Origin of the sequence: Sphingobium cyanobacteriorum (assembly GCF_030580935.1) — a bacterium.
GTDB lineage: Bacteria > Pseudomonadota > Alphaproteobacteria > Sphingomonadales > Sphingomonadaceae > Sphingobium > Sphingobium cyanobacteriorum.
On record NZ_JAUQOM010000002.1, the window covers coordinates 662,002 to 680,672 of the forward strand.

Genomic DNA, 18,671 nt, shown 5'->3' on the forward strand with positions numbered 1-18,671 from the left:
ATGGCCGGGCTTTACGACGAACTGCTGCTTGTTCTGCATGGCATCTGGAGCCGCCGCTGGGTGGCGCTTGGCGTCGCCTGGGGCGTGTGCATGCTGGGCTGGCTGGGCGTGGCGTTCATCCCCAACAGCTATCAGTCCAAGGCGCGGGTCTATGTGAACACCCAGTCGCTGCTGGAGGACAAGGTGGGCATCACCCAGGTCCAGTCCCAGCAGGATCTGGACCGGGTGCGCAGCACGCTGGCCAGCGCGGAAAATCTGGAGAAGGTGGTGCGCGACACCGACCTGTCCCAGACCGTGTCCGGCCCGCGCGATATCGCGGCGAAGATCACCAAGCTGCGCGAGAATATCACCGTGATGGCGCAGGCCGATCCCAGCATGATCGACATCAGCGCCATTTCCGCCGATTCGGGCCTGTCCGACGGCGCCAATGCCCGCATCGCCCAGCAGGTGGTGCAAAAGCTGATCGACATCTTCCAGGAAGAAAATCTGTCGGGCGACCGCAACCAGACCAAGCAGAGCCTTGCCTTCCTTGACCAGCAGATCGCCGCGCGCGGCAAGCAGCTTGAGGCGGCCGACCAGCGCCGCGTCGCCTTTGCCCAGCGCTATGTCGGGCTGCTGCCCGGCGCCGGATCGATCAGCCAGCGCATGGATGCGGCGCGCATGGAGATCAACCAGATCGATTCGCAGCTTGTCCAGGCGCAAAGCGCCCTGAGCGCGATGAACGGCCAACTGGCGGGCACGCCCGCGACATTGCCGGGCGTCAGTGCTTCGGGCGGCGCATCGCCGCTGGCGCAGGCCCAGTCCAACCTTGCGTCCATGCGGGCGCGCGGCTGGACCAGCAGCCACCCGGACGTGATCGCGGCCCAGCGCGAAGTGGATGCCCTGCGTCGGGCCGGCGGCGGCAGCGCAGGTGGCGGCAGCACGCCCAACCCCGCCTATCTGTCGATCAAGTCGATGCAGGCCGAACGCGCTGCCTCGGTGCAGGCGCTCAGCACGCGCAAGGCGCAATTGCAAAGCGACCTCAACACCATGATGGCCAAGCAGGTGGATGAACCTGGCGTCGCATCCGAACAGGAAAAGCTCGACAGCGATTATGCCGCGCTCAAGACCCAATATGACAAGCTGATGAGCGACCGCGAGGAAATTCGCCTGCGTGGCGAGGTCAAGACCGAAACCGGCTCCGTCCAGTTCCGCGTCATCCAGCCGCCCAGCGCCCCCACCGCGCCGTCCGCGCCCAACCGGCCGCTGCTGCTGCTGGGCGTGCTGCTTCTGGGGATTGGCGCGGGGGTCGGCGTCGCCTTCGCCCTTGGGCAACTCAAGGGAACATTCCCGAACGCCGCCCGGCTGGAAAAAGCGATCGGCCTGCCGGTCGCCGGATCGATCAGCCAGACGGTCAGTGCGGCACAGGTCGCAATCGAAAAACAACGCATGAAATGGTTCGCCGGTGCGAGCGGGGGGCTGGCGGCTGTCTGCCTGCTGCTGATCGTCGTCGAATTCGTCCAGCGCGGTATGGCGTGAAGGAGCCAGGCAAGATGAACCAGCACACGCCCATCAAGGGTCGGGGGTCGCTGATCGAGCGGGCGACCGAAATCTATGATTTCAACGCCGCGCTGCGCGGCCGGGCCGCGCCCGCGGTCGATCTGCCCGCCGATCTGCCGCCCGCGCCCGCCATGTCAGTGGACACGGCATATCAGGCGCCGGTCGCGCCGGTCGCACCGCCTGCCTGTCGCGCGCCGGCCTGGACCGGGCCGGTGCAGCCGATCGACCGGATCGCGCTGGCGGAAGGCGGCTTCATCCGCCCCGATGGCCCGGTAACGGCGATCAGCGAGGAATTTCGCCTGCTCAAGCGCGACTTGCTCGCCCAGTTGCGCGATGATGCGCGCGGCAACCGCATCCTCGTCTGCTCCGCCCATAGCGGGGAGGGCAAGAGCTTCTGCGCGATCAATCTGGCGCTCAGCCTGGCGGCGGAAAAGGATCGCGAGATATTGCTGGTGGACGCCGATTTCGGCAAGCCCGGCATTCCCGCCAGGCTGGGGCTGGAGGCCGGACCTGGCCTGATGGATGCGCTCACCGATCCGATGATCGCGATCGAGGATTGCGTGATCCGCACCGACATCGCTTCTCTGTCCGTCCTGCCCGCCGGGCAGCGCAGCAACAACGACACCGAATATCTCGCTTCGGCGCGCACCGAAATTTTGCTTAAGCGACTGACCGAAGGGCGACCGGAGCGGATCATCATCTTCGATTCGCCACCTCTGCTCGCGGCTTCGCCTGCCGCCGTGCTCGCCAGCCATGCCGCCATCGCGCTGCTGGTGGTGCGCGCCGATACGACGCCCGAAAGCGCGCTGCGCGATGCTGTCGGCATGTTGAAGGGCGGGGCGAAGGTCCAGCTTCTGCTCAATGCCGTTCGCTTCCAGGGGAGCGGCCGTCACTTTGGCAGCTATTATTCCAAGGGGGATGCCCAGTCATGACCGTCCGGCACCGGATCGCGGGCGTTTCGCTCGCCGCGCTGGCCGCTGTTACGCCAGCCTTTGCGCAATCCAGCCCGGAAAAGCGCACGCTGATCATCCCCTATGTCGGGGTGGATCAGGTCGTGACCGGGCCGCTCAAGGGTGGCGGCGACGTGCTGACCTACACCAATGTCACCGCCGGGGTCACGGCCGAGGTGCAGACGCGCCGTGTCGAGGCGGCGGTCGACCTGCAATATAATCACAGCTTCGGCTGGGGACGGGCAACCGACCAGGATGTGCTGAGCGGCATCGCCCATGCCAATGTCAATGTCGCGCGTGGCCTGTCGTTGCAGAGCGGCGCGCTGGCCAGTCGCGTCCGTACAGACGGGCTGGCGGGTGCGACGACCCAACGCGACACCTATACCAGTCAGGTCTGGTCGGCCTATGCCGGGCCGTCCTACACGACGCAACTGGGCGACTTCAACGTCAATGCCTCCTATCGCCTGGGCTATGCGCGGGTCGATGACAGCACCAGCCAGAATGATATCAATGGCGGTTCGATCGGCGCTTTCGCCGACAGTTGGACCCACAGCCTCATTGGATCGGTAGGGTTTCAGCCCGATACGGTGCTGCCCGCGATCGGCCTGACCGCCAGTGCTGGCTATGACCGTGAGGATGCGAGCCAGCTCGACCAGCGGTTCGAGGACGCCTGGGGCCGGGTCGACGCGACGCTGCCGGTGTCGCGCACGCTCGCGCTGGTCGGCGGGGTCGGTTATGAAGATATCAGGATCAGCCAGCGATCGCCGCAACTGGGTACGGATGGCCTGCCGCTGATCCGCAACGGCCGCTATGTCACCGACAAAAGCGCGCCGCGCGCGCTCATCTATAATTTCGACGACATTATCTGGGATGCGGGCGTGCTGTGGCGGCCCAGCCATCGCACCACGTTGCAGGCCCGCGTGGGCGAACGCTATGGCGGCATGACCTATCAGGGCAGCTTCCTGTGGCAGGGCCGCGACAGCAGCGTCGCCATCATCGTGTTCGACGGCATCGACAGCTTCGGCCGGATGATCACCGCCGATGTCGCCGCGCTGTCGGGCAGCAGCTTCGATGTCGCGCGCAATCCCTTCACCGGCGACATTACCGGCTGCGCCTTCTCCACCACCGGCGGGGGGCAGTGTTTCAACGATGCCTTGTCGGGCATCACCGACGCCAATTTCCGCTATCGCGGCGTGTCGGCGCAATATGCGCTGCGGCGTGGTCCCTGGGGCTTTGGCCTGGGCGCCGGCTATTCGCAGCGCAAGTTCATCACGCCGCAGGGCCAGACCGTGCTGATCCGCGGATCGCAGGATGAAAACTGGTACGGTAACGGGTCGGCGACCTATATGTTCAACGATCGCGACAGCATCGACCTGGTCACTTACCTCAATTATTATAATGCCAGCGGGGGGCGTCCCGATGTCCTCAACTATGGCGCATTCAGCAGCTATTACAAAAGCTTGACCCGTCGCCTGTCCGGGTCCGTCTCGCTGGGCGTGGACGGGGTACAGGCGGATGACATTGATACGATCATCAGCGGCATGGGCCAGGTCGGCCTGCGCTACAGCTTCTGAACGGTCGGCTTGGAGACGAAGAAATGTACGATCAATTCTACGGTTTGCAGGGCCGCCCGTTCCAGTTGACGCCCGACCCGCATTATTATTTCGAAAGCGCGACGCACCGCAAGGCGCTGTCCTATCTGGGTTATGGGTTGGCGCAGGGTGAAGGCTTCATCGTCATCACCGGCGACATTGGCGCGGGCAAGACCACGCTGGTCGGCCATCTGATGCAGACGATCGATCCCGCGCGGCTCACGGCGGTCAAGATCGTGTCGACCCAGGTGGAGGGCGATGACATGCTGCGCCTCGCAGCCCAGAGCTTCGGCCTCTCCACCGATGGCCAGACCAAGGCGGCGAGCCTCCACCAGATCGAGGGCTTCCTGCATGCGCAGGCCCGCGCCGGCCGCCGTACCCTGCTGATCGTGGACGAGGCGCAGAACCTGCCTGTTTCCGCGATCGAGGAATTGCGGATGCTGTCCAATTTCCAGTTGGGCGGGCAATCGCTGTTGCAGATTTTCCTGCTGGGCCAGCCTGAATTTCGCGATCTTGTGAAGTCGCCCGAACTGGAACAGTTGCGCCAGCGCGTTATCGCTACCCATCACTTGGAACCGATGATGGCGAATGAGGTCGAACCTTATATCTTGCATCGCCTGGGCATTGCCGGCTGGAACGGCAACCCCGCCTTCACGCCCGCCGCCTTCGCCGCGCTCTATGCCGCGACCGGCGGTGTGCCGCGCCGGCTCAATGCACTGACCAGCCGCGTGCTGCTGCTCGGCGCGATCGAGCAACTGCACCTGATTGACGAGGATGTCGTCGGCGCGGTGGTAGCCGACATGGGACTGGACAATGATAGCGCGCCGGAGCCGGTCGCGCCGTCCGCACTGGACATGGCGGAGGATGCGGTGATGGAGCCGGTCGTCGCGGAACGGGAAGAGGCGGAACGGGAAGAGGAAGAGGTGATCGAACCCGAAGCCGTCTGGTCCGAACCCCCGGTGGACGACGGGATTGAACCGCAGCCCGAAACCGCCACGGAACCCGAACCCGAACCCGAACCCGTCGCGCCCGCGCCCTTCCTGCGCCCCGTATTTACCGTATATGAAACGGCGGCGGCCAAGGTCGAGGAATATGATGACGGTCAGGACGAGGCGGCCGAGATCCTCGACCTGCATGCGGGCGAGGAGGAGCCGGCCGCGCCCTTCGTGCCGCCGGTGGCCAGCATCGCCGCCGGGCCTTTTGTCCGGCCGGTAACGGACAATGATCCCGCGCCCCTCGCGCCGCTGGCGCAGGAGGTTGAAGAAGCCGCGCCGGTCGCCATCGAGGAAGAGGCGGATGCGCCGGTGCAAGCCGTTGCAGATGTTCCACTCGTTGACACTTTTGCGATCGAGGCGCTGCGTTCCGACATGCTGGCCGAGATCGAGGCGCTGCGTGCGGAGATCGCGTCGCTGCGCGCAATGCAGGCGCATGCGCCCTTCGCCCAGCCGACCCAGCCCGAAATCGATCCTGAAGCGCTCAAGGGTTGCTTCACCCTGATCGAGGAACGGCTGTCGTCGCTGGAGTTCCGGGCCGAGGAACAGGATACGGCGCTGCGCCGGGTGCTGACCTTGCTGGTCGACTGGGTCGAGCGGGAAGAGCAGCTTGCCGACACGCAGGCTGTCGCCTGACGTCAGGACAGGCATGATGCAGAACGCGCTGTCGGTCGATGTGGAGGACTGGTTTCAGGTCGGTGCGTTCGAACGCACGATCCGCCGCGCCGACTGGGACAGCCTGCCCCATCGGGTCGAGGGCAATACGCACGCGGTTCTGGACCTGTTCGACGCCGCCGGGGTGAAGGCGACCTTCTTCACCCTGGGCTGGGTCGCGCAGCGCTATCCCGCGCTGATGCGCCGCATCGCCGACGCCGGGCATGAGGTGGCGAGCCATGGCTATGACCATGCCCGCGTCTTTACCTTCACGCCGGAGCAGTTTCGCGCCGACCTGCGCAAGGCGCGCGCGATCCTGGAGGATGCCGGTGGGCAGGCGGTGACAGGCTATCGTGCGCCCAGCTTCTCGATCGATCCGCGCACCCCCTGGGCGCATATGATCCTGGCGGAGGAGGGCTATCGCTATTCCTCCAGTGTCGCGCCGATCCGGCACGACCATTATGGCTGGCCGGATTCGCCGCGTTTCGCCTGGAAGCCGGTTCAGGATTCTCCGCTCGTCGAACTGCCGGTGACGACCGCCAAATGGGGCAAGCGTATATTGGCGGCCGGGGGCGGCGGCTTTTTCCGCCTGCTGCCCTATGGCTTTTCGCGCTGGGCGATCCGGCAGGTGAATGAACAGGCCGGACGGCCCGCGATCATCTATTTTCATCCGTGGGAAATCGACCCGGACCAGCCGCGCGTTGCCGATGCACCGCTGCGTTCGAAGCTGCGTCATTACAGCAACCTGTCGGTGATGGCGGACAAGCTGCGTCGCCTGACCCGTGACTTCACCTGGACCCGCGTGGACGCGCTGGCGGATGCGGAGGCGGCGCGCGCGTCATGATCGCCGGCAATGGCGCCGATCTGGCGGTCATCCAGCTCGATATCGATGATCCGGCGCAGGGGCAGGCCGCGGATGCTTTCGTCATGGCACAGGCGGACGGGACGCCCTTTCACCGCACGGCCTGGCTGCGGGCGATCACGCAGGCGACCGGGCATCGCGCCCTGATCCTGGCGGCGGTCGCGCCATCGGGCCATATCAGTGGCCTGTTGCCGCTCCACCATGTCAGGAGCCGGTTGTTCGGCAAGGCGCTGGTATCGACCGCCTTCGCGGTCGACGGCGGTATATTGGCGCAGGATCAGCGAACCGTTGCAGCGCTGGCCGCGGCGGCCGAGCAACTGGCGCGGACGATTGGCCCTGTGCCGATCGAATTGCGTGGCGGCCTGGCGCCCGGTGACGGCTGGGAGCGACGCGAGGGCGAGCATGTCGGCTTTGTCCGTCCGATCGCCGATTGTGACGAAGCGGAACTGCTGGCCATCCCGCGCAAGCATCGCGCCGAACTGCGCAAGGCGCTCGCCAATCCGGCGCTGATGGTGGAAACGGGGCGCAGCGAACGGCTGATCCGTGACCATTACCACGTCTATGCGCAGAGCGTCCGCAACCTGGGCACGCCGGTATTCCCGGCCGCGCTGTTCCGCGCGGTGCTGCACCATTTTGGCGAGGATGCCGATATCATGGTGGTGCGGGACGCAGATCGGCCGGTGTCGGCCGTGCTGACGCTCTACCATGCCGGTCGCATCATGCCCTATTGGGGCGGCGGCGTGACCGATGCGCGCCGGCTGCGTTCCAATGAACTGATGTATTACCGCCTGATGGGCCATGGTCGGGCGCGTGGCATGACCTTGTTCGATTTCGGCCGGTCGAAGGCCGGCAGCGGACAGGCCGCATGGAAGAAGAGCTTCGGCTTCGCTCCGCGCACCCTGGTCTATCATGGCTGGTCGGTGGACGGGGCGCAGCGTGATATCAGTCCGGCCAACGCCAAATATCAGCGCCGGATCGAATTGTGGAAGAAATTGCCATTGCCCCTCGCCAATCTGCTGGGACCGATGATTTCGCGCGGCCTTGGTTGAAACGCACATAAAATCTTCAGCCGGAGCGGCTAGGCTTTGGCAAAATGCTAAGGGAAATATCCGTGATGAGCGCAATGCCAGGTCTGGTCCTCATGGTGGAGGAAGCACGGCTGTCCGATCCGGCGGTGGTGGCGGATCTTGACGCATGGGTCTGCGCGCATCCCGGTTCGACACCGTTCCAGCGCCCCGGCTGGATCATGGGCGTCGAAGCCGGCACCGGGCAGAAGGCCAAGTTGCTGGTCGCGCGATCGGCCGGTGGCGAGATATTGGGCCTGCTGCCGCTCACCTATATCCGGTCCGCTTTGTTCGGTCGTGCATTGGTGGGCAGCGGATTTGCGGTCGATGGCGGCATTTTGACGACTCATCGCAAGGCAGGGGCCGCACTGTCCGACGCGGCCTGGACGCTGGCGGAAAAACTGGGCTGCACCACGCTGGAACTGCGTGGCGGCGAAACCCCCGAAGGCGCGCCATGGCAGGAAAAGGCCGATGCCTATCTGGGCTTCGCGCGCGCGCTGGCCGCCGATGATGACGCGGAATTGAAGGCCGTGCCAAAGCGGCACCGCGCCGAAATCCGCAAGGGGATGGGCAATGGCCTGACCTTCGAAATGGGCCGGGACAAGCGACTGCGCGATATCCATTATCGCCTTTATGCCCATAGCGTCCACAATCTGGGCACGCCGGTCTTTCCGCGCGCCCTGTTCGACGCGGTGCTGGATCGGTTCGGCGACGACGCCGACATTGCCCTGGTGTCGAAGGACGGGCAACCGCTGTCGGCGGTCATCAGCCTCTATCATCGCGGTGCCTGCATGCCCTATTGGCATGGCGCGGGTGATGGCGCGCGTGCCATGCGCTCCAACGAATATCTCTATTTCCGCCTGATGGGCGCGGCGCGTGAGCGCGGCTGCGCCATATTCGACTTCGGCCGGTCGAAGGTCGGCACCGGGCCTGCGGCGTGGAAAAAGACCTGGGGGTTCGAAGGCGAACCTTTGGGTTATCATCTGCGCACCGCGCCGGGCAAGGATACGCGCGATGTCAACCCGCTCTCACCCCAATATCGGCGCAAGGTCGAATTGTGGAAGAAACTGCCCGAATCGATCGCCAACCTGATCGGCCCGCATATTGCGCGAGGGCTGGGATGAGCGGCGATATCCTGTTCCTCTGCCACCGTATCCCCTTTCCGCCCGACCGGGGCGACAAGATCCGCTCCTACCATCTGCTGCAACGTCTGGCGGAGATCGGCCCGGTGCATGTCGGCTGCTTCGCCGATGATGATCGCGACATGGGCTTTGCCGATGCGATGGCGGCGGTCACGGCCAGCCAGTGCGTTCTGCGGCGCGATCGCTCGAAGGTCGTCGCCGGACTGACCGGCCTGGCCAAGGGCCAGTCGCTGCTGCTGTCGCTGTTCGACCATCCTGCTCTGCATCGCTGGGTCGCCACGACGCTGGCGGCAAAGCCGATCCGCGCGGTCGTCGCCTATTCGGCGCAAATGGCGCATTTCGTGCCGCCATTGCCGCCGGGCATCCGTTTCCTGATGGATTTCGTCGATTTCGATTCCGCCAAATATGCCACCTATGGCGCGGAAGGCAGCGGGCCGATGGCGTGGATCAACCGGCGCGAGGGGCGGGTGTTGCTCGATTTCGAACGGCGCACGGCGCAGCGGGCGGACATCTGTTCCTTCGTCAGCGAAGCGGAGGCGGCATTGTTCCGCGACGCCTGCGGGCAGGGACCGGACCGGATCGTCGCCATCGAAAATGGCGTGGCGCTCGACTATTTCGACCCGGCAGCGGATTTCCCCGGCGTGGACCATGGCCATGGGCCGCTGCTCGTTTTTACCGGACAGATGGACTATCGCCCCAATATCGAGGCGGTCGACAGCTTCGCGCGGGCGACGCTGCCCGCCATCCGCACGGTCCACCCCGATGCGCGCTTCGCCATCGTGGGCCGCAATCCGGCCAAACAGGTGATGGCGCTGGCGGACCTGCCGGGCGTGATCGTGACCGGCGGCGTGCCGGATGTGCGTGGCTGGCTGGCGACGGCGGATGCGGTGGTCGCCCCGTTGCGGATCGCGCGCGGCATCCAGAACAAGGTGCTGGAGGCGATGGCGATGGCGCGGCCGGTCGTGGCGTCGCCACAGGCGGCCGAAGGGATCGATGCGACCGACGACATGCATTTTCTGATCGCCGCCAACCCCGCCGAAGAAGCCGCCAAGGTCATTGCCCTGCTGGCCGATCCGGCGCGGGCGGATCGCCTGGGCCAGGCGGCGCGGGCGCGGATGGAGGAACGCTATCGCTGGTCGGCGACGCTGGCGGGGCTTCCCGGCCTGCTGTTTCCCGCTGACCGGGCCGGTGCGCGCGCGGCATGAGCGACCGGGCACTTCCCATCGCGCGGGCGTGGCCTTTGAACCTGGCTGGCTGGCGCGGTCATCTGATGGCGCTGGGCGTCGTTGCCTGCGCGATCCTGGCGATCTTCTTTGCTGATGTGGCCGGCATGGTGTCGATCTGGTGGAACGCCTCCACCTTCGGCCATTGTCTGTTCATCCCCCTGCTGATCGGCTGGATGGTGCAGCAACGGTTGCCGGGCCTGCGGCAATTGCAGCCGGTCGCCTGGGCGCCGGGGCTGCTGTGGCTGGCGGCGGGCGCGTTCGCCTGGCTGCTGGGCGCGGCGGCGGGCGTGGCGATGGTGCGTCACGGCGCGCTGGTCGTCATGCTCCAGGGCGCGACCATCGCCCTGCTTGGTCCCGCGGTCGCGCGGGCGCTACTCTTCCCGCTCTTCTATGCCTTTTTCATGGTGCCCTTCGGGGAAGAGATCGTGCCGCCATTGCAACTGGTGACGGCGCGGATTGCGATGCTGCTGCTCGACCTGTCGGGCGTGCCCGCGCATATGGAGGGCATCTTCATCACCACGCCGACCGGCTATTTCGAAGTGGCCGAAGCCTGTTCCGGCGCGAAATTCCTGATCGCCATGACCGCCTATGGCACGCTGGTGTGCAATATCTGCTTCCGCACCTGGAAACGACGCATCCTGTTCCTGGCCAGCGCATTGACGCTGTCCGTGCTGGCCAATGGCGTGCGCGCCTATGCCACCATATTGGTGGCGCATCTGACCACCGTGGATGCGGCTGTCGGTTTCGATCATGTCGTCTATGGCTGGCTATTCTTCGCGATCATCATGGTCGTGGTGATGGCCGCCGCCTGGCCCTTCTTCGACCGCAAGCCCGGCGATCCCTGGTTCGATCCTGCGGCGTTGCAGGGGGGGGCAAGACAGTCTCCGGCCGGCGGTGTCGCCGGCGCGGCGCTGGCGCTGATCGCGGCGGCACCGCTCTGGCTGGCCATCACGGCGGCTGCATCCGATCCGCTGCCGCCCATGTTGGCGCTGCCCGAAGTCAAGGGCTGGACCCACGCCCCCGATCGCCAGGCCTATCCGTGGAAGCCGCGCTTCGACGGGGCCGATCATTTCGTCACCGGCCGCTATCGCAACGCGCAGGGGCAAGTCGTGGACCTGTCGATCGCGACCTATGCCCGGCAGGATGAAGGCCGCGAACTGGTCGGCTTCGCGCAGGGGGCGGCCGACCCGGACAGCCAGTGGGTCTGGTCGTCGCCCGCCGCCGCACCGGCCGATGCGCGCGGCGAACAGATCACCGCGCCCGGCCCGGTGGTGCGCCATGTGGTGAGCTTCTACCGCGTCGGTTCCGGCGCCCCGACCGGCAGCAAGCCGCAGGTCAAGATCGAAACGATGGCCGCGCGCCTGCTGGGCCGGGACCAGCGGGCGATCGCCATCCTCGTTTCGGCGGAGGAGGGGGAAGGGCATCCGGCCGATGCCGCCATCGCCGCCTTCCTCACCGATCTGGGCGCTGTGCAGCTTTTGGCTGACCGCGCCGTCGGCATCCGCTAGGAGAGTTCGCATGTGCGGCATAGCGGGTATCTTCCATCTCGAAACGGCCAAGCCCGTGGACCCGGCGCGGGTGCGCGCCATGCTGGACGTGATGCCGCATCGCGGCCCGGACGGCAGCGGCATCTGGACTGCGCCCGGCGTGGGTCTTGGTCATCTGCGCCTGTCGATCATCGATCTGGGCGGCGGCGCGCAGCCGATGCTGACCGATGACGAAAGCCTGGGCGTCACCTTCAACGGCGAAATCTACAATTTCGCCGAAGTGCGTGCGGAGCTGGAGGCGAAGGGCCACGTCTTTCGCACCCATAGCGACACCGAAGTCATCCTCCACGGCTATCGGCAATGGGGCGAGGAATGCGTGCATCGCTTCAACGGCATGTTCGCCTTTGCCCTGTTCGACGCGCGGGCGGGCTCGCTCTGGCTGGCGCGCGACCGGCTGGGGGTGAAGCCGCTTCATTATGCGCTCTTGTCGGACGGCAGCCTGATCTTCGGATCGGAACTCAAGAGCCTGCTCGCCCATCCGCTGCTGCGCCGCGCGCCCGATTTGAGCGCGGTCGAGGATTATATGGCCTATGGCTATGTCCCCGACGACGCCTGCCTGGTGGCGGGCGTGCGCAAGCTGGGCGCGGGCGAGACGCTGCGGCTGGTGCGCGGTCGCCCCCTGCCGCAGCCGCAACGCTATTGGGATGTCAGCTTCGCCGATCGCACCAAGGCGTCACCGCAAGCGCTGGAAGAGGAACTGGTCGCATTGATGCGACAGGCGGTGCGGTCGCGCATGGTTGCCGATGTGCCGCTGGGCGCCTTCCTCTCCGGCGGTGTGGACAGCAGCAGCGTCGTCGCGCTGATGGCCGAAGCCTCGACCCGCGCGGTCCAGACCTGCACCATCGGCTTCGACGTGGCCAGCCTGGACGAAACGGCCTATGCCGACCGCGTCGCCCGCCGCTTCGCCACCGACCATCGCAGCCGGATCGTGTCGCCCGATGATTATGGCCTGATCGACGCGCTCGCCTTCCATTTCGACGAACCCTTTGCCGATGCCTCCGCCCTGCCGACCTACCGGGTGTGCGAACTGGCGCGCGAACAGGTCACGGTGGCGCTATCGGGCGACGGCGCGGATGAGGCGTTCGCCGGCTATCGCCGCCATCGGTTCCAGATGCAGGGCGAACGGTTCCGCAGCCTGATCCCGGCGTCGGTGCGCCAGCCGCTGTTCGGCACGCTGGGCCGCTATTATCCCAAGGCCGACTGGGCGCCCCGCGCGCTGCGCGCCAAATCGACCTTGCTGGAACTGGCGGGGGAGGGCGGCGAAGCCTATGCCACATCGGTCGGCATAACCCCCCATGCCCTGCGTCAGCGGCTGTTCAGCCAGGAGATGAAGGGGCGCCTGGGCGCCTATCGCGCCGAGGACCGCTATATCAAGGCGATGGCGGATGCACCCGCGCGCGACCCGCTCGACCGGGCGCAATATGCCGATATCCGCATCTGGCTGCCCGGCGACATACTGACCAAGACCGACCGGATGAGCATGGCCGTCAGCCTGGAGGCGCGCGAACCGCTGCTTGACCACAGGCTGGTCGAATTCGCCGCGCGCTTGCCGGTGGCGCAGCGGATTCGCGGCAATAGCGGCAAATATATCATGAAGAAGGCGATGGAGCCGTTCCTGCCGCAGGACATTCTCTATCGCCAGAAAATGGGCTTCGTGACGCCGATCAGCGCCTGGTTCCGTGGCGCACTGGCGGGAGAAGCGACCGCGATCGCGGGCGGATCGGCGCTGGCCAGGACTGGCTGGTTCGACACGAAGATGCTGGCGAAGGTCGCGGCCGATCATCGTTCCGGCGTGTCGGACCATGGCCGGCTTTTGTGGCAATTGCTGATGCTGGACAAGGCGCTGACGCGGTTGTTCGGGGTCTGACCCTGCACGCCCGCTCGCCCGAAGGATAGGGATGGTGCATATGGGAAGCCCTTGCAACCCGCTGCGCCCGGTGCCAACGGGACATATGGCGATAATCAGGGCGCATCGGTGACAGTCTCCAAGGAAATCGTGCGGTTGCGGCTCTATGCGCTGTGCCTGGCGGGGGACATGGCGGGGCTGTTTGCGGCGTTCCTCGCCGCCAACTGGTTCGTGCTGGGCGCGCTCTGGGGCGAACCGGGCAAGCCGCACGGCCTGGTCATGTTCGCCATGATCGCGCCGCTTTATGCGATCCTGGCGGTGCAGGGCGGCGCCTATGGCATCAATACGCTGGACCATGTGCGACGGGGCATTTTCCGCGCCTTGTGGGCCCTGGCGCAGGCGGCGCTGCTGATGCTGCTGATCGTCTATCTGGGCAAGATCGCGGAGCAACTGTCGCGCCTGACCTTCATCGCGGGCCTTGTGCTGGGGGCGGTTGCCGTGGCCTTGGTGCGGCTGGCGGTGGCGCGGCTGGCGCTGCGGGTGCTGGGCGATGTGCCGCACCTGACCGCCGTGATCCTGGACGGGGTGGCGATCCAGACGGGGCCGCATATGGACGTGATCGACGCCCAGGTCGCAAAGCTTCATCCCGAACGCCATGATGCCGACATGGCCGCCCGGTTGGCGGCCGCTGTCGGCATGGCGGAGCGCGTGATCGTCGCCTGTCCGCTCGATCGCATGGCGGACTGGTCGGCGGCGCTCAAGTCGCTGTCGGCGCGCGGCGAGATCGTCGTGCCCGAACTGCTACGCTTCGCCCCGGCGCGTGTGGATGAATTTGACGGCCAGCCGACCATCATCGTCGCGGGCGGGCCGCTGCATTTCCGTGATCGCCTGATCAAGCGGCTGTTCGACCTGATCGTCGCGACCATCGCCACCATCGCCCTGTCGCCGGTCCTGATCGCCGCCGCACTGGCGGTGAAACTGACCAGTCCCGGTCCGGTGCTGTTCCGCCAGCCCCGCATCGGCAAGGACGCGCGCCCCTTCTCCATCTACAAATTCCGGTCGATGCGCAGCGAGGCGAGCGACCATAAGGCCGCGACCCTGACCCGGCGGGACGACGATCGGGTGACGAAGGTGGGCGCCTTCCTGCGCAGGACCAGCATCGACGAACTGCCCCAGCTCTTCAACGTGTTGAAGGGCGACATGAGCATCGTCGGCCCGCGCCCGCACGCCGCCGCCGCCAAGGCGGGGGACAGCCTTTATTGGGAAGTCGACGCCCGCTATTGGGCGCGCCATTGCATCAAGCCGGGCATGACCGGCCTTGCCCAGGTGCGCGGCCATCGCGGTGCGACCGACCATCATCAGGATCTGATCGACCGGCTCCAGTCGGACCTCGAATATGTCAGCGACTGGTCGGTCTGGCGCGACCTGCGCATCATCGTCGCGACGCTGGGCGTGCTCGTCCATCACAAGGCCTATTGAGTCCATGGCGACCAACCTGATCCTCGGCGCTGTCCTGCTGCTCTGCCTGGCGGCGGTGGCATGGCCGTTTTTCTTCTATCCGCTGATACTGCGCGCGCTCCCCACCCGGCCGGAACAGCCGGTCGCAGGGCCGCTGCCCAGCGCCTCGCTGCTCTTCTGCGCCTATAATGAAGCGGCGGCGATGCCGGAGAAGCTGGCCAATCTGGCGATGCTCCGGCAGCTTTATCCGGCGCTGGAGATACTTGCCTTCGACGATGGCTCGTCCGATGGCACTGCCGATCTGATCGCGGGGCAGGGCGATCTCGTCACCCTGCTCCGTGGTCCCGGCCGCAGCGGCAAGGCGCATGGCATGAAACAATTGGCTGCCCGCGCGCGCGGTGATGTGCTGATCTTCACCGACGCCAATGTGCTGCTGGATGCGGACGCCGTGGATCGGCTGCTCGCCCGCTATGCCGACCCCGATGTCGGCGGCGTGCTCGGATCGCTCCATTATGTCGGTGCGCAGGACAGCGCGACCGCCTCGGTCGGATCGCTCTACTGGCGGCTGGAAGAGCGGCTGAAGGACGAAGAATCGCGCACCGGCAATGTGCTGGGGGCCGATGGCTCGATCTTCTCGATCCGCCGCAGCCTCTACCCCGATTTCCCCGACAGCGTGCTGGACGACCTGACCGTGTCGATGGCTGTGGTCTTTGCGGGCAAGCGGCTCGTCAAGGCGAAGGATGTTCTGGCGCGCGAACGGCTGGTGACTGCGCGCAGCGACGAATATCGGCGCAAGGTCCGCATCGCCGCCCGCGCCTGGCACACGCATCGCCATCTGCGTCCGCAATTGCGGCGCATGGCCGCCCTCGATCGCTTCAAATATGGTTCGCGCAAGATCGTCCGCTGGTTCGGCGGCCTCTTCATCCTGACCGGCGCGGTGGCGGCGGGAGCGCTGGCCATGCGCATCTCGCCCATGCTCTACCTGATCGGGGCGCTGGCGATAATATTCGTGATCTGGGTCGGCGTGCGGGCAAAGAGCGGCCCCTTCGCCGCGTTGGTCGATGTGCTGATCGCCTATGCCGCGACCGTGCAGGGCGTGGCCAAGGCGATGACCGGTCGCACCGTCACCACCTGGAACCCGGCAAAGTCGCGATAGGGCGGATCAGGCGATGACGATGTCGCTGGCCTGGATATGCGATGTCCCTGACGCAAAATCGATATGGGCGATCAATGTCTTGGCCATCACGCCATTGCCATCGGGATCGAAGAAGAGGCCGTGGGTCGACTGCGAATAGAGGAAATGATCGTCGGCATCCTTGGCGACGCCGTTCGCATTGCTGACGAAATTGCTGGCAGTCACCGCTGCAATCCCGCCGACCATTTCGGCCGTCAGGACGATCAGATCCTGATTATGCGCGAAATCGACGACATGATCGCCGCCTTCATCCAGGGACTGCCAGACGAAGCGGTCATGCCCCGCGCCGCCGGTCAGTTCGTCGCTCCCCAGCCCGCCATAGAGGCGGTCGTTATCATCTCCCCCGTCCAGCCAGTCGTTCGCTTCGCCGCCATGCAGGGCATCCATGCCCCAGTGGCCGAACAGATAGTCGCTCGACAGGCCGCCCAGCAAAACATCGTTGCCCCAATAGCCGTAAAGGTCGTCCCGTCCGCCTTCACCGAACAGGACATCGTCGCCGTCCAGACCCTGAATATTGTCATCGCCGTCGCCGCCCAGCACCCGGTCGTTGCCCCGTCCCGCGTTGATCTGGTCGATGCCTTCCTGACCGTAGATCAGGTCATCGCCGTCCTCGCCATAGATCGTGTCTTTGCCCAGGCCGCCGCGTATGCTGTCGGCACCCGTCCCTGCGCTGATATAATCATTGCCCGCGCCGCCATCCAGCAGGTCGCTGCCCTCGTCGCCATAGAGCTTGTCATAACCGCTGCCGCCGAACAGGCGGTCGTCGCCCGCGCCGCCGTTGGCTGTGCTGCCTGCGTCATTGGCATGGAACTCGTCATTGGCGCTGCCGAACGAAACGGTGAGGGACTCTACCGAATCAAGCGTTGCGACGATCCCCCGTACACCACCGCCAAGGTCGGTGAAGGCATGGATATAATTGCTTGCGATGGTGATGGGCGTGGTCAACCCGGCAAATGACAGTGTCGCACGATCGAAGCCTGCCCCACCGAAGATGTAACTGCCCAGTTGTCCGTCAAGTGGCGTGATGGTGATCCAGTCGTCATCGTCACCGGCAAAGATGATATCGACGCCGCCCTGACCATAGATATGGTCGCGCCCGCCCTTGGAGATAATCCGGTCGTCGCCGGCCGATCCATAGAGATAATCGCGAAATTTGCTACCAACGATACGCGACATGAGCTGTCTCCAGGGTGAGAATGCGCGCCAGATGGGCGCGAATGGGTATAGCCATAGCGGACCTGCCCGATGACAGCATTGCCGGTTGTCAAATTGGCCGACAGATCCGTATTGCGCAGAACGGGGCTAGCCGATGATGATGTCGCTTGCCGCAATATCCGTGCCGACGGCAAAATCGACACGGGTAATCAATATCTTCGTCGCCGCGCCGGTGCCATCGGGGTCGAAGAACAGGGCATGGGTGCTTTGCGAATAGAGAAAGCGGTCCCCGGCATCCTTGGCCACGCCTGCGCTGTTGCTGACGAAATTGCCTGCATCCACGCTGGCGATGCCGCCAAAGCCGTCGCTGTCGAGGACGATCAGATCCTGCCCCTGCTGGAAGTCCAGCACCCGGTCGCCGCCCTCGTCCGGGCTGAGCCAGACGAAACGGTCATGCCCCGCGCCGCCGGTCAGCCGGTCGGAACCCAATCCGCCATAGAGCCGGTCGATCTCGACACCGCCATCCAGCAGGTCCGCGCCGTCACCGCCGTAGAGAATATCCTGCCCGGACCAGCCGTTCAGAACGTCATCGCCCGCCTCGCCATAGAGCCAGTCATCGTCATAGTCGCCATTCAGCCTGTCGCGGCCATCGCCGCCGAACATTCTGTCTCTGCCAAATCCACCATAGAGGTTGTCGTCACCGGCATCGCCATAGACGTAATCGTCGCCATTGGCGCCCGACAGATAATCATTGCCGCCGTCACCATGCAGGATGTCCTGGCCATCACCTGCCTGGATATAATCATTCCCCGCCTCGCCATAGAGCCGGTCGTCGCCCGCTTCGGCATTGATGGAGTCATTGCCGTCCCCGCCCCGGACCAGATCGACGCCCGCGCCGCTGGCCAGATAATCGCTGCCGCCGCCGCCCAGCAGGACATCATCGCCATCCTGGCCATAGAAATAGTCCAGACCGTCGCCACCGATCAGGCGGTCATTCCCCGATCCTGCCCTGACCGAGGTGCCATAGGCATTGGCATGAACATAATCATCGCCACTGCCAAGATAGGCGACCAGCGCTTCGATCGACTGCATGGAGGTTACGACCTGGATGGGCGACCCATCGCCGCTATCGGCGACGACCCGCGTATAGACCGCGCCGATGCTCAGATTTTCGGTATGGTTCTGGAGATATAAGGTCGCGGTGTCGCGCCCTTCGCCGCCGGATATATGGCTGCCGTAACTGGAAGCGACCGGGTGAAGCCATGGTGCTGCCCCCAATGTGATATGGTCGTTGCCGTCGTCGCCATACAGGAAATCGGTGCCGCCATGGCCATAGATTACGTCGTTTCCGCTACGTCCCCGGATGCGGTCGTCGTCATCGCTTCCTTCCAGCAGGTTGTTGAATTTATTGCCGTAGATGGTTGCCATGATCGATCACCCTTTTCCTGC

General features: G+C 65.4%; 13 protein-coding genes and 1 pseudogene. 12 read left to right on the plus strand and 2 right to left on the minus strand.

All coding sequences use genetic code 11. The annotated features are described in order from the left end of the window. The 12 genes and pseudogenes from Q4610_RS08215 to Q4610_RS08270 all read left to right on the plus strand — a co-directional run bounded on the left by Q4610_RS08215 (position 1) and on the right by Q4610_RS08270 (position 16,028). Positions 1–1,518: an XrtA system polysaccharide chain length determinant gene (locus tag Q4610_RS08215; RefSeq protein WP_304535486.1), complete on the plus strand. Its 1,518-nt coding sequence runs from the start codon at positions 1–3 to the stop codon at positions 1,516–1,518. A 14-nt stretch (positions 1,519–1,532) separates the two neighbouring features. Next, positions 1,533–2,471: a P-loop NTPase gene (locus Q4610_RS08220; RefSeq protein ID WP_304535487.1), complete on the plus strand. Its 939-nt coding sequence runs from the start codon at positions 1,533–1,535 to the stop codon at positions 2,469–2,471. Further along, positions 2,468–4,063, plus strand: coding sequence for a hypothetical protein (locus Q4610_RS08225; protein ID WP_304535488.1), 1,596 nt, complete (start codon positions 2,468–2,470; stop codon positions 4,061–4,063). Before Q4610_RS08220 ends, Q4610_RS08225 begins: the two co-directional genes overlap by 4 nt. A 23-nt stretch (positions 4,064–4,086) precedes the next feature. Next, a pseudogene (locus tag Q4610_RS21780) lies at positions 4,087–4,942 on the plus strand (XrtA/PEP-CTERM system-associated ATPase); the annotation flags it as partial. 780 nt (positions 4,943–5,722) lie between these two features. Beyond that, entirely contained in the window at positions 5,723–6,571 is an 849-nt protein-coding gene (locus Q4610_RS08235) for an XrtA system polysaccharide deacetylase (RefSeq protein WP_304535490.1), read from the plus strand. Beyond that, positions 6,568–7,638 carry a FemAB family XrtA/PEP-CTERM system-associated protein gene (locus Q4610_RS08240; RefSeq protein ID WP_304535491.1) on the plus strand — a complete coding sequence of 357 codons (1,071 nt, stop codon included), beginning with the start codon at positions 6,568–6,570 and terminating at the stop codon, positions 7,636–7,638. Before Q4610_RS08235 ends, Q4610_RS08240 begins: the two co-directional genes overlap by 4 nt. A gap of 65 nt (positions 7,639–7,703) precedes the next feature. Further along, positions 7,704–8,777 carry a FemAB family XrtA/PEP-CTERM system-associated protein gene (locus Q4610_RS08245; protein WP_304535492.1) on the plus strand — a complete coding sequence of 358 codons (1,074 nt, stop codon included), beginning with the start codon at positions 7,704–7,706 and terminating at the stop codon, positions 8,775–8,777. Next, positions 8,774–10,000: a TIGR03087 family PEP-CTERM/XrtA system glycosyltransferase gene (locus tag Q4610_RS08250; protein ID WP_304535493.1), complete on the plus strand. Its 1,227-nt coding sequence runs from the start codon at positions 8,774–8,776 to the stop codon at positions 9,998–10,000. Before Q4610_RS08245 ends, Q4610_RS08250 begins: the two co-directional genes overlap by 4 nt. Then, on the plus strand, positions 9,997–11,529 hold the full coding sequence (gene xrtA, locus Q4610_RS08255; protein WP_304535494.1) for an exosortase A: 1,533 nt from the start codon (positions 9,997–9,999) through the stop codon (positions 11,527–11,529). Before Q4610_RS08250 ends, xrtA begins: the two co-directional genes overlap by 4 nt. 10 nt (positions 11,530–11,539) lie before the next feature. Then, entirely contained in the window at positions 11,540–13,435 is a 1,896-nt protein-coding gene (locus Q4610_RS08260) for an XrtA/PEP-CTERM system amidotransferase (protein WP_304535495.1), read from the plus strand. A 108-nt stretch (positions 13,436–13,543) separates the two neighbouring features. Then, entirely contained in the window at positions 13,544–14,893 is a 1,350-nt protein-coding gene (locus Q4610_RS08265) for an exopolysaccharide biosynthesis polyprenyl glycosylphosphotransferase (RefSeq protein ID WP_304535496.1), read from the plus strand. A 4-nt stretch (positions 14,894–14,897) separates the two neighbouring features. After that, the gene (locus Q4610_RS08270; protein WP_304535497.1) at positions 14,898–16,028 is read left to right on the plus strand and encodes a glycosyltransferase family 2 protein; all 1,131 of its coding nucleotides are present in this window, start codon (positions 14,898–14,900) and stop codon (positions 16,026–16,028) included. A 6-nt stretch (positions 16,029–16,034) separates the two neighbouring features. On the opposite strand, the gene Q4610_RS08275 is transcribed toward Q4610_RS08270, so the two are convergent. Both Q4610_RS08275 and Q4610_RS08280 read right to left on the minus strand, forming a co-directional pair. Next, positions 16,035–17,243 carry a calcium-binding protein gene (locus Q4610_RS08275; RefSeq protein ID WP_304535498.1) on the minus strand — a complete coding sequence of 403 codons (1,209 nt, stop codon included), beginning with the start codon at positions 17,241–17,243 and terminating at the stop codon, positions 16,035–16,037. 126 nt (positions 17,244–17,369) lie between these two features. Further along, positions 17,370–18,650, minus strand: a complete 1,281-nt coding sequence (locus Q4610_RS08280) for a calcium-binding protein (RefSeq protein ID WP_304535499.1) — start codon at positions 18,648–18,650, stop codon at positions 17,370–17,372. Between the last annotated feature and the right edge of the window lie 21 nt (positions 18,651–18,671).

Coding starts and splice junctions, on each gene's coding strand:
- Q4610_RS08215 (WP_304535486.1), top strand. CDS start 1: ATGGCCGGGCTTTACGACGAACTGCTGCTTGTTCTGCATGGCATCTGG.
- Q4610_RS08220 (WP_304535487.1), top strand. CDS start 1,533: ATGAACCAGCACACGCCCATCAAGGGTCGGGGGTCGCTGATCGAGCGG.
- Q4610_RS08225 (WP_304535488.1), top strand. CDS start 2,468: ATGACCGTCCGGCACCGGATCGCGGGCGTTTCGCTCGCCGCGCTGGCC.
- Q4610_RS08235 (WP_304535490.1), top strand. CDS start 5,723: ATGATGCAGAACGCGCTGTCGGTCGATGTGGAGGACTGGTTTCAGGTC.
- Q4610_RS08240 (WP_304535491.1), top strand. CDS start 6,568: ATGATCGCCGGCAATGGCGCCGATCTGGCGGTCATCCAGCTCGATATC.
- Q4610_RS08245 (WP_304535492.1), top strand. CDS start 7,704: ATGAGCGCAATGCCAGGTCTGGTCCTCATGGTGGAGGAAGCACGGCTG.
- Q4610_RS08250 (WP_304535493.1), top strand. CDS start 8,774: ATGAGCGGCGATATCCTGTTCCTCTGCCACCGTATCCCCTTTCCGCCC.
- xrtA (WP_304535494.1), top strand. CDS start 9,997: ATGAGCGACCGGGCACTTCCCATCGCGCGGGCGTGGCCTTTGAACCTG.
- Q4610_RS08260 (WP_304535495.1), top strand. CDS start 11,540: ATGTGCGGCATAGCGGGTATCTTCCATCTCGAAACGGCCAAGCCCGTG.
- Q4610_RS08270 (WP_304535497.1), top strand. CDS start 14,898: ATGGCGACCAACCTGATCCTCGGCGCTGTCCTGCTGCTCTGCCTGGCG.
- Q4610_RS08275 (WP_304535498.1), bottom strand. CDS start 17,243: ATGTCGCGTATCGTTGGTAGCAAATTTCGCGATTATCTCTATGGATCG.
- Q4610_RS08280 (WP_304535499.1), bottom strand. CDS start 18,650: ATGGCAACCATCTACGGCAATAAATTCAACAACCTGCTGGAAGGAAGC.